11 protein-coding genes are annotated in these 8913 nt (G+C 68.4%); 8 read left to right on the plus strand and 3 right to left on the minus strand.

Translation table 11 applies throughout. The annotated features are described in order from the left end of the window. Positions 1-45: 45 nt before the first annotated feature. The 8 genes from VN378_RS09830 to VN378_RS09865 all read left to right on the plus strand — a co-directional run bounded on the left by VN378_RS09830 (position 46) and on the right by VN378_RS09865 (position 6967). Positions 46-234, plus strand: a complete 189-nt coding sequence (locus VN378_RS09830; protein WP_056619047.1) for a YnbE family lipoprotein — start codon at positions 46-48, stop codon at positions 232-234. A gap of 17 nt (positions 235-251) precedes the next feature. Continuing rightward, positions 252-620 (plus strand): YdbL family protein, encoded by a 369-nt coding sequence (locus tag VN378_RS09835; protein WP_325743347.1) that lies wholly within the window; start codon positions 252-254, stop codon positions 618-620. 73 nt (positions 621-693) lie between these two features. Next, positions 694-861, plus strand: a complete 168-nt coding sequence (locus VN378_RS09840) for a hypothetical protein (RefSeq protein WP_325743349.1) — start codon at positions 694-696, stop codon at positions 859-861. Between the two features lie 98 nt (positions 862-959). Continuing rightward, entirely contained in the window at positions 960-2003 is a 1044-nt protein-coding gene (locus VN378_RS09845; protein ID WP_325743351.1) for a sensor histidine kinase, read from the plus strand. Positions 2004-2048: 45 nt separating this feature from the next. Further along, positions 2049-2312, plus strand: coding sequence for a hypothetical protein (locus VN378_RS09850; protein ID WP_325743353.1), 264 nt, complete (start codon positions 2049-2051; stop codon positions 2310-2312). A gap of 31 nt (positions 2313-2343) precedes the next feature. After that, positions 2344-3153: a tryptophan 2,3-dioxygenase gene (locus tag VN378_RS09855; protein ID WP_325743355.1), complete on the plus strand. Its 810-nt coding sequence runs from the start codon at positions 2344-2346 to the stop codon at positions 3151-3153. Positions 3154-3226: 73 nt separating this feature from the next. Then, complete coding sequence (locus VN378_RS09860) at positions 3227-3712, plus strand: PA2169 family four-helix-bundle protein (RefSeq protein ID WP_325743357.1); 486 nt, start codon at positions 3227-3229, stop codon at positions 3710-3712. A 183-nt stretch (positions 3713-3895) separates the two neighbouring features. Then, complete coding sequence (locus VN378_RS09865; RefSeq protein ID WP_325743359.1) at positions 3896-6967, plus strand: DUF3857 domain-containing protein; 3072 nt, start codon at positions 3896-3898, stop codon at positions 6965-6967. Positions 6968-7056: 89 nt separating this feature from the next. Here the strand turns inward: VN378_RS09865 and rplS are convergent, their stop codons facing one another. The 3 genes from rplS to VN378_RS09880 form a co-directional block, all read right to left on the minus strand. Then, a complete protein-coding gene (rplS, locus tag VN378_RS09870) occupies positions 7057-7485 on the minus strand; it encodes a 50S ribosomal protein L19 (RefSeq protein WP_325743361.1) in 429 nt (142 codons plus the stop codon). 1 nt (position 7486) lies between these two features. Next, positions 7487-8239, minus strand: coding sequence for a tRNA (guanosine(37)-N1)-methyltransferase TrmD (gene trmD / locus VN378_RS09875; protein ID WP_325743363.1), 753 nt, complete (start codon positions 8237-8239; stop codon positions 7487-7489). Positions 8240-8249: 10 nt separating this feature from the next. Further along, a partial coding sequence (locus VN378_RS09880; RefSeq protein ID WP_325743365.1) for an aminoacetone oxidase family FAD-binding enzyme occupies positions 8250-8913 on the minus strand: 664 nt, incomplete at its 5' end.

The following is an 8913-nucleotide window of genomic DNA, read 5'->3' on the forward strand; positions in this document are numbered from 1 at the left end:
ACAGGCGTTAGATCGCCGCGGATTGAAGACCGGAGACCGCAGACCATGACCCGGACGCGCACACGCCTCGCCCTCCTCGGCCTTGTGGCCGCCCTCGGCGCGAGCGCCTGCACGCCGACCGTCAGGCTGCAGGTCGATCCGATCCAGATCTATGCGAAACTCGACGCCGATGTTCGCGTGCGTCTCGACAAGGAGCTTCAGGACCTCCTCGTCGAGAACCCCAACCTGTTCTGATGCGAAAGTTGACCCGGATGTCTTTCCGCAAGTTCTTCGTCGTCACCGCGGCCATCGCGGCCCTCGGCGTCGCCGCGGGCGCGGCCCTGGCCCAGACCCCGCAGCAGAAGGCCCTGATCGACGCCGCCAAGGCGCAAGGGACCGTGGGCGAACAGGCTGACGGCTTTCTCGGCTTTCGCGTTCCCTCGTCCGACCCGGCCCTGACCCAGGCGGTCCAGGTGACGAATACGGCGCGCCGCGAGGGCTATGCCCGCAGCGCCCAGGCGGCGGGCGACGGCGCTACGGCCGAGGCCGCCGGCGTGCGCGCCTTTCAGACCATCGTCATGCCGCGCATCAGTTCGGGCCAGTGGTATCGCAACGCCCAGGGCCAGTGGGTCCAGCGCTAAGCGCCGCCTTACGGACCTTTCAGGTCGCAGGCGGGTTCTCCGGTCAGCCGGTTGGTCCGGCCTGACGGGAACGATGATGCGAACCGCTGCGCAGTGCAGGGCGATGGCCGCGCGATTGGACGGCCTCGCCGCCCGTGACAGCGCGCCCAAGCTACGCGCCGAATGGAGCAGCATGGCGGCCTGCTGGCGGGACCTCGCTCATCAGGCGGAATGGCAGGACCGGTTCGCCCGGCGCGCCTAAGTCGGTTAGCCGACGTAATTTCCCCACGGGCCCGCTTTTCCGCGTACAGGTCTCCGGTTGGCGCCTTTTTGCGCCTTCGCTGGACGCCCGTCTCCCACATGTCGACGACGATCCCCGGGATCGAGGACGCCCAGACGCTCGCCCAGGCGATCGTCGACACCATCCATGAGCCGCTGATCGTCCTCGACGGCGGTCTCAGGGTGCTGGCCGCCAGCCGCGCCTTCTACGAGATCTTCAAGGTCGACCCCGGCCACACCATGGGCCGCCTGCTCTACGACCTGGGCGACGGCCAGTGGAACATCCCCGCCCTGCGCCTTCTGCTCGAGACCATCATTCCCGAGAAGACCGCCATGGACGGTTTCGAGGTCGACCACCACTTTCCCGGGGTCGGTCGCCGCACCATGCTGCTGAACGCGCGCAAGGTGATCTACGCAACCAGCGACAACAGCACCATCCTGCTGGCCTTCACCGACGTGACCGCCCGCCGGGTCGTCGAACGCGAACTGGCCGACCTGCTCGAACACACCGAGGAGTTGCTGCGCCAGAAGCAGGTCCTGCTGCAGGAGATGCAGCACCGCGTCGCCAACAGCCTGCAGATCATCGCCAGCATCCTGCTGATCAAGGCCCGCGCCGTGACCTCGGAAGAGACCCGCCTGCACCTCAAGGACGCGCACCAGCGGGTCCTCTCGGTCGCCGAGGTCCAGTCCCACCTTCACGCCTCCGGCGGTCTCGACCAGATCGAGGTCGGACCCTATCTGACCAAGCTGTGCGGCAGCCTCGGGGCCTCCATGGTCGGCGAAACCCAGCCGATCCGCATCAAGGTCGAGGCCGATCACGGACTCATCGGCTCCGACAAGGCGGTCAGCATGGGCCTGATCGTCACCGAGCTGGTCATCAACGCCATCAAATACGCCTTCCCGGCCAGCCGGGCCGACGCTGTGGTGACCGTGAGCTACGCCAGCGCGGGCGGCGGCTGGACCTTGGTCGTCCACGACAACGGCGTCGGCGGCGACAACGCCGCCCCCCCGGCCCACGGCGGCCTCGGCACGGCCATCGTCGAAGCCCTGGTCAAACAGCTGGAGGCCCGCATGACCCTGTCGGCGAGTCCCGGAATGACGGTCTCGATCAACCGCGCGGCCTGATCACGCCGCTCGCATCCGTCGCCTCGGGTCCCTACATCGGTCGGCATGGTCCTCCGCCTCCTCCGCAACCTGCTGATCGCCGTCGTGATCTCGGCCGCCGCCACCGGCCTGATCTGCCTGTTCTGGAAGATGATCGGCGGCGGCGAACTGCCCCTTCATGGCTGGATCGCCCTGTCGCTGGGGGTGCTGGGGACGGTCGCCCTCGCCTGGGTCCTGATGGGCCTGGCCTTCAAGTCGAACCGCGAGGGCTGGGACGACCGGGTCGACAACTCGCTGGACCCGGGCCGCGACGACGCCGACCGCTCTTGAGCCGACGCCGCGCCCGGGCGATAGGTCGCGCATGACCGACGCCCCCGCCCATCCTTCCGACATCACCTACGCCGGCTATCTGGCGCTGGACGATCTGCTGGCGGCCCAGCATCCGATCTCCGACGAGCATGACGAGATGCTGTTCGTCGTCATCCACCAGACCAAGGAGCTGTGGCTCAAGCAGATCCTGCACGAGGTGACCCTGGCCCAGACGCTGGTCCGCGCCGGCGATCTGGTCCCGGCCTACAAGATCCTGGCCCGGGTCAGCCGCATCCAGGCCGTCATGACCATGAGCTGGGACATCCTGGCGACCATGACTCCGTCCGACTATCTGCGCTTCCGCGGCGTGCTGGGCTCGTCATCCGGCTTCCAGAGCGACCAGTTCCGCCGCTTCGAATTCATGCTGGGACTCAAGGATGACCGCTTCCTGCGCTTCCACGAGGAACGGCCCGAGGCGCACGCCGCCCTGCGCGCCGCCCTCGCCGCGCCCAGCCTGTATGACGATGCGCTGCGCCAGCTGGCCGCCGCCGGACTGGCCGTCCCGTCCGAGGCCCTGCATCGCGATGTCAGCAAGCCGTGGGAGCCGTCGGAGGGCGTCGAGGCCGCCTGGCTGGAGGTCTATCGCGATACGGCGCGCTGGTGGCCGCTCTACCAGCTGGCGGAGAAGCTGGTCGATCTGGACGACGCCCTGCTGACCTGGCGCCACAAGCACGTGGTCACGGTCGAACGCATCATCGGACGCCGGCGCGGCACCGGCGGCACCGAGGGCGTGGCCTATCTGACCGAAACGCTGCAGCGCCGCTGCTTCCCGGAGCTCTGGTCGCTGCGCACCAAACTGTAGAACGGCGAAGCTGAAACCTTTTCCGGCCGGTTCGCGCTCTTCAGGTCTCCTCCCAGCAGTGAAGGCCGACCCCATGAGCACGCCCGACAATCACGACATCCACGTCCTCAACAGCCTGATCGAGACCACCATCGACAGCGCCGACGGCTATCGCGAAGCCGCGAAAGAAACCGACAAGGACAGTTTCCGCACCCTGTTCGAGGCCCGCAGCTTCGAGCGGCAGCAGGTCGCCTCCGACCTTCAGGGCGCGGTCCGCACGCTCGGCGGAAATCCCGAGGACGACGGCACCATCCTGGCCAAGGCCCATCGCGCCTTCCTCGACGTCAAACACGCCCTGTTGCGCGACGAACAGGCCGTGGTGAACTCGGTCGAGAACGGCGAGGACTTCATCAAGAACAAGTTCGAAACCGCCCTCGAGGACTCCGCCGTTTCGGCCACCACCCGCGAAACCATCCGCCGCGCCTGGAGCACGGTGAAGGACGGCCACGACCAGATGCGCGATCTCAAGCACAGCCTGGAAGGCCGGAAGGACGCTGACGGTCGGCTCTATCCGAACTGATCCCCCGGTCCCTGACGTGAAAAAAGGCCCCCGGCGTTCGCGCCGGGGCCTTCGTCCTTGCAGAGGTCGCGTCCTTCGCGAGGCAAGGTCGGCCTCGTGATCCCCTGAGACTGTAGCCCCGCGCGAGCGCCCTTTCCGCCGCGACCCGCCATGCTAAGACTGGCCATCGCACGTGGGGGGCTCATGCGTATCTTTCTGGTTCTGGTGGCGTTGTTCGCCGCATCGATGGCTCACGCCGACGATCAGGTCGGACGGGGTCCGCCGCCCGCCTGGGTCAAGCCGGTCCCGGCCGCCACCGCGCCGGCCCTCCCGGTCGCGGCCGGCGACGCCTTTCGCATCGAGCTTCTGGACCAGCAGTTTCACTTCGACGAGAACGGCTCGCACGCCTGGGCCCACACCCGCACGGCGCTGCTGTCGCCCCAGGCGCTGGGCGGTCTCGGCACGGTCGTTCTGCCCTGGAACCCCTCCAGTCAGGATGTGGTCGTCCACCAGCTCGACATCATCCGCGGTGATGAGCGGATCGACGCCCTGACCGGCAAGGAGTTCACCGTGCTGCGCCGCGAGGAGAATCTCGAGGCGGCGATGCTGGACGGCGTCCTCACCGCCACCTTGCAGGTGGATGGCCTGAGGGTCGGCGACAGGCTGGAGCTGGCCTGGTCCGTCACCACGCGGATGCCCTTGGTCGGCGATCACGCCGAGTTCGCCGCCACCGGCAACTTCCCCGCGGTCGTCGACCAGTATTTCCTGCGCGGGTCCTGGCCGACGGCCAGCGGGCTTCGCATCAAGCCGTCCGACGACATGCCGGCCCCCCCGGTGTGGCGGCGCGGCGGCGAGTCCGGGATCGAGATTTCGTTGGGCAATCTCGAACCAGTCTCGATACCCGAGACCGTCCCGCTGCGGTTCCATCGCGTCCGCCAGCTCGAGGGTTCGGACTACCGGTCCTGGGCTGAACTCTCAGCCATATTCGTGCCCCTCTACGTCGAGGCCTCGACCCTGGCTCCCGACTCCCCGCTACGCGCCCGCGCGGCGCAGATTCGCGAGATCCACCCGACGACCGAAGGGCAGGTGCTCGCCGCGCTTCGACTCGTCCAGGACGAGGTCCGCTATCTGGCGCTTGCGATGGGTGACGGCGGCCTTGTGCCAGCCACCGCCGATCAGACCTGGGAACGGCGTCTGGGCGATTGCAAGGGCAAGACCGCCCTGCTGCTGGCCCTGCTCAGGGAACTGGGCGTCGAGGCGCGTCCGGTCCTGGCCCACAATTTCGATCACTCGATCGATCAGCGCCTGCCCACCCTGGCCGCATTCAACCACGTCATCGTCCAGGCCGAGGTGGACGGGCAGACCGTCTGGCTGGACGGGGCCCGCGTCGGCGACCGCTCGCTGATCGGCGCGACTCCGCTGGATTATGGTTGGGTTCTTCCGGTCATGGGCGAGGGGGCCGCACTGGTTCGCATGCCCGCGTCCCCGCCGGCCCGGCCGCTCCGGGACACCTTCGTCGAGATCGACCTCACCAAAGGCCTCTACACGGCGGGGCCCGTCACCGGCGAAGCCGTCTACAGGGGCGACAGGGCCGCGGTCCTCCAGTCCCAGTTCTCGGTCGCCTCATCCGCCCAGCGCGACGCCTATATGCGTTCCATCTGGGAGAGCCTTGTGGACGATGTCGAGGTCGCCGAGGTCCATTCCACCTACGACGCCGACCTGAATGAGCTCCGGATGACCATGAGCGGCTCGGTCAAGCTCGACTGGGTCTCCGGGGGCGTCCGCCGCGCCGAGATTCCGATCTCGCACATCTCCTGGGACGCGGGTGAACGCCGCGAGGAGGGGCCCTTTCAGGACGCGCCCTTCTCGATCAACTATCCGGCCCACGCGCTCTTCCGCACCACGATCATCCTGCCCGACGAAGGCGAAGGCTTCACCTTGAACGCCGTCGATATCGAGGAAGAGGCCGCGGCCTACCGCCACCGGCGTCGCACCACCCGGGACGGCGCCCGCGTGGTTATGGAACGCGACACCATCGCCCTTCGACCGGAAATGACCGAGGCCGAGCGGGCCGCGGCGGTGGAGCCTCTGGCGCGTATCGCGCGCCTGAAGGCCGAGATCGTGGCCCCGTCCTCGTACGAGGCCACCTTCACCGATCTGAACGCGCTGGAATCAGACGAGCCCACGACCGCGACGGCCTGGATCAACCGGGGTCTGACCCTCAACGACAACAACCAGTGGGCCGAGGCCATCGCGGCGTACGACCGCGCCATCGCCCTGGAACCGGGCAATTCCAACGCTTGGGCCAATCGCGGCATCGCGCGCTTCTGGCAGGGCGAAATCGACCCGGCCTCGGCCGATTTCGACAAGGCGATCGAACTGAATGCGTCCGAACGGATAGCGCTGAACGGACGTGGCCTCGTCGCCCTGCAGCAGGAACGCTACCTCGACGCCGTGGTCGAGTTCTCGATGTCGCTGCGAGGGCGGCCGGACGACCTGTGGGCCCTCGGCGTTCGCGCCCAGGCCTATGCGGGGATGAAGGAATGGGACAAGGCGCTGGCCGACATCCGGCGCGTCCGCGACCTGAGCTCTGAAAAGCTGAACCCCGAACTGACGGAGGCCGCCATTCTGCTGTCGGCCGAACGCTTCGACGAGGCGGGCGTGGCGGTCGACGCCCTGGCCGAACGGGCGCCGACGGAATTGTCGGTGTGGATGCTGCAGGCTTCCGTGCGCGAGCAGCGCGAGGATTTCGCCGGAGCCGAGGCGTCGGTGACCCGGGCGCTCGAGCTCGAACCCGACCATCCGGTCATGCTTCTCCAGCGGGCCGGCTACCGCTTGCGGCTTCAGAACCTGGACGGAGCGCGGGCGGATATGGCGGTGGTCCGGCCGGTCGCGCGGGAAAGCGCGGGCCTGCTGAACAATCTGTGCTGGACCCAGGCGCTCGCCGGCGTGGACCTGGAACAGGCGCTGGCGGATTGCGACGCGGCCCTGGCCCTCAGGCCCCGGTATCCCGGATTCATGGACAGCCGCGCCCTCGTTCTCCTTCAGCTGGGCCGGGAGACCGAGGCGCTCGAACTCTACGACCAGGCGCTGTCGCTCCAGCCCGATCAGGCCGCCTCCCTCTATGGCCGCGGTCTGGCGAAGGAGGCGCTGGGACGTGGGGACGATGGCCGGGTCGACAAGGAGGCCGCCCGCCGCATCGCGCCCGCCGTCGGCGAGGCGTTCCAGGCCTATGAGGCGCGCCGGGCCGCATCCGGCGCTGGCGGAGCGAACTGACCGGCAAGGTCCGGCCCCTCGCGACAGCCCATGAAAAAGGCCCCGGCGGCAACGCCGGGGCCTTGGTCATTCTGGTTGCCGTAGAGCGCCTATGCTTCGGTGTCGGCGGCCGTTTCGGCCTTGCCGGTTTCCGGCACGACCACGCCCTTGACCGGACGGATGGTCTGCTTCTCGGCGATCCGGGCCGACTTGCCGCGGCGGTCGCGCAGGTAATAGAGCTTGGCGCGCCGCACGACGCCGCGGCGCTTGACCTCGATGGCGTCGATGTTCGGCGACATCAGCGGGAAGACGCGCTCGACGCCCTCGCCGAAGCTGATCTTGCGCACGGTGAAATTCTCGTTGATCCCGCCGCCGGCGCGGGCGATGCACACGCCCTCGAAGGCCTGGATGCGTTCGCGCTCGCCTTCCTTGATCTTGACCATGACCCGCAGCGTGTCGCCGGGCTGGAAGTCGGGAATGGCGCGCTTCTCGACGAGGCGGGCTTTTTCTTCGGCTGCGATGGTCTGCAGGATGTTCATGTCATTCTCCTCGGGCTTTTTCGCCCTTTAGCTGTGATTTGGCGGGCTCAGGTCCCGCATGGGTCTTGTCCGGATGCGCCGCCCAGAGGTCTGGCCGCCGTTCCCGGGTCGTCACTCGCCGCTGCTCTTCGCGCCATGCGGCGACCTTTTTATGGTCGCCCGACAGAAGCACCTCGGGTATCTCCAGCCCCTCGAACGTCCGCGGTCGCGTGTACTGCGGATGCTCCAGAAGACCGTCCTCGAAGCTTTCCGAGCTCAGGCTTTCGGCCTGGCCCAGCACCCCGGGGATCAATCGAACGCACGCCTCGATCACCACCATGGCCGCCGCCTCGCCGCCGGCGAGCACCGCGTCTCCGACGGAGACCTCCTCGAACCCGCGCGCGTCCAGCACGCGCTGATCCACCCCCTCGAACCGGCCGCACAGCACCGTAATGCCGTCCGCCCTGGCCCATTCCTTGACGCGCGCCTGGGTCAGGGGCCGACCCCGGGCGCTCATGTACAAAAGCGGCCGCCGCGGCCCGGATACGCTGTCCAGCGCCCTCGCCACCACGTCCGCCTTGAGCACGGCTCCCGGGCCGCCACCCGCGGGGGTGTCGTCCAGGAAGCCGCGCGTATCTGTGGAAAAGGCCCGAATGTCAACCGTTTCAAGGCTCCACAGCCCGCGCTCGCGCCACGCCGTGCCGATCAGCGACACGCCGAGTGGCCCCGGAAACGCCTCGGGGAACATGGTCAGGACGGTGGCGGTGAAGGGCATGGCGGCTCTCCTAGCACACCTGCCCGGCGGCCCAACCCGACGACCAGGCCCACTGGAAATTGTAGCCGCCCAGCCAGCCCGTGACATCGACCGCCTCGCCGATGACGTAGAGGCCGGGGACGGACTTCGCCTCCATGGTCTGCTGATCCAGCTGGTCCGTGGCGATCCCGCCCAGCGTCACCTCGGCGGTGCGATAGCCCTCCGACCCCACCGGCTTGACCGTCCAGCCGTTCACCGCCGCGTCCAGCCGGCGCAGGGTCTTGTCCCCGACCTCGGCCAGCTTGCCCTTCACCCCCTCGCGCTCGCAGACGCTCTCGGCCAGACGGCGCGGCACGATGTGGCCGAGGGCCGTGTGCACCATCTGCTTGCCGTTCTCCTCCTTGGCCGCCTTCAGCCGCGCATACACGTCCTCGCCCGGCGCCATGGCCACGGTGATCGCCTCGCCCTCGCGCCAGTACGAGCTGATCTGCAGGATCGCCGGCCCCGACAGCCCGCGATGGGTGAACAGCATCGCCTCGGTGAAGGAGGTCCCGCCGCCCTTGACCACCGCATCCACCGCCACCCCCGCCAGCGGCGTCAGCTGCTCCAGCAGCCCCGCCTCGAAGGTCAGCGGAACCAGCGCCGGCCGCGTCTCGGTGACCCGCAACCCGAACCCCCGCGCCGCGTCATACGCC

Source organism: Brevundimonas sp., assembly GCF_035561115.1.
In the GTDB taxonomy this organism is placed as follows: Bacteria; Pseudomonadota; Alphaproteobacteria; order Caulobacterales; family Caulobacteraceae; genus Brevundimonas.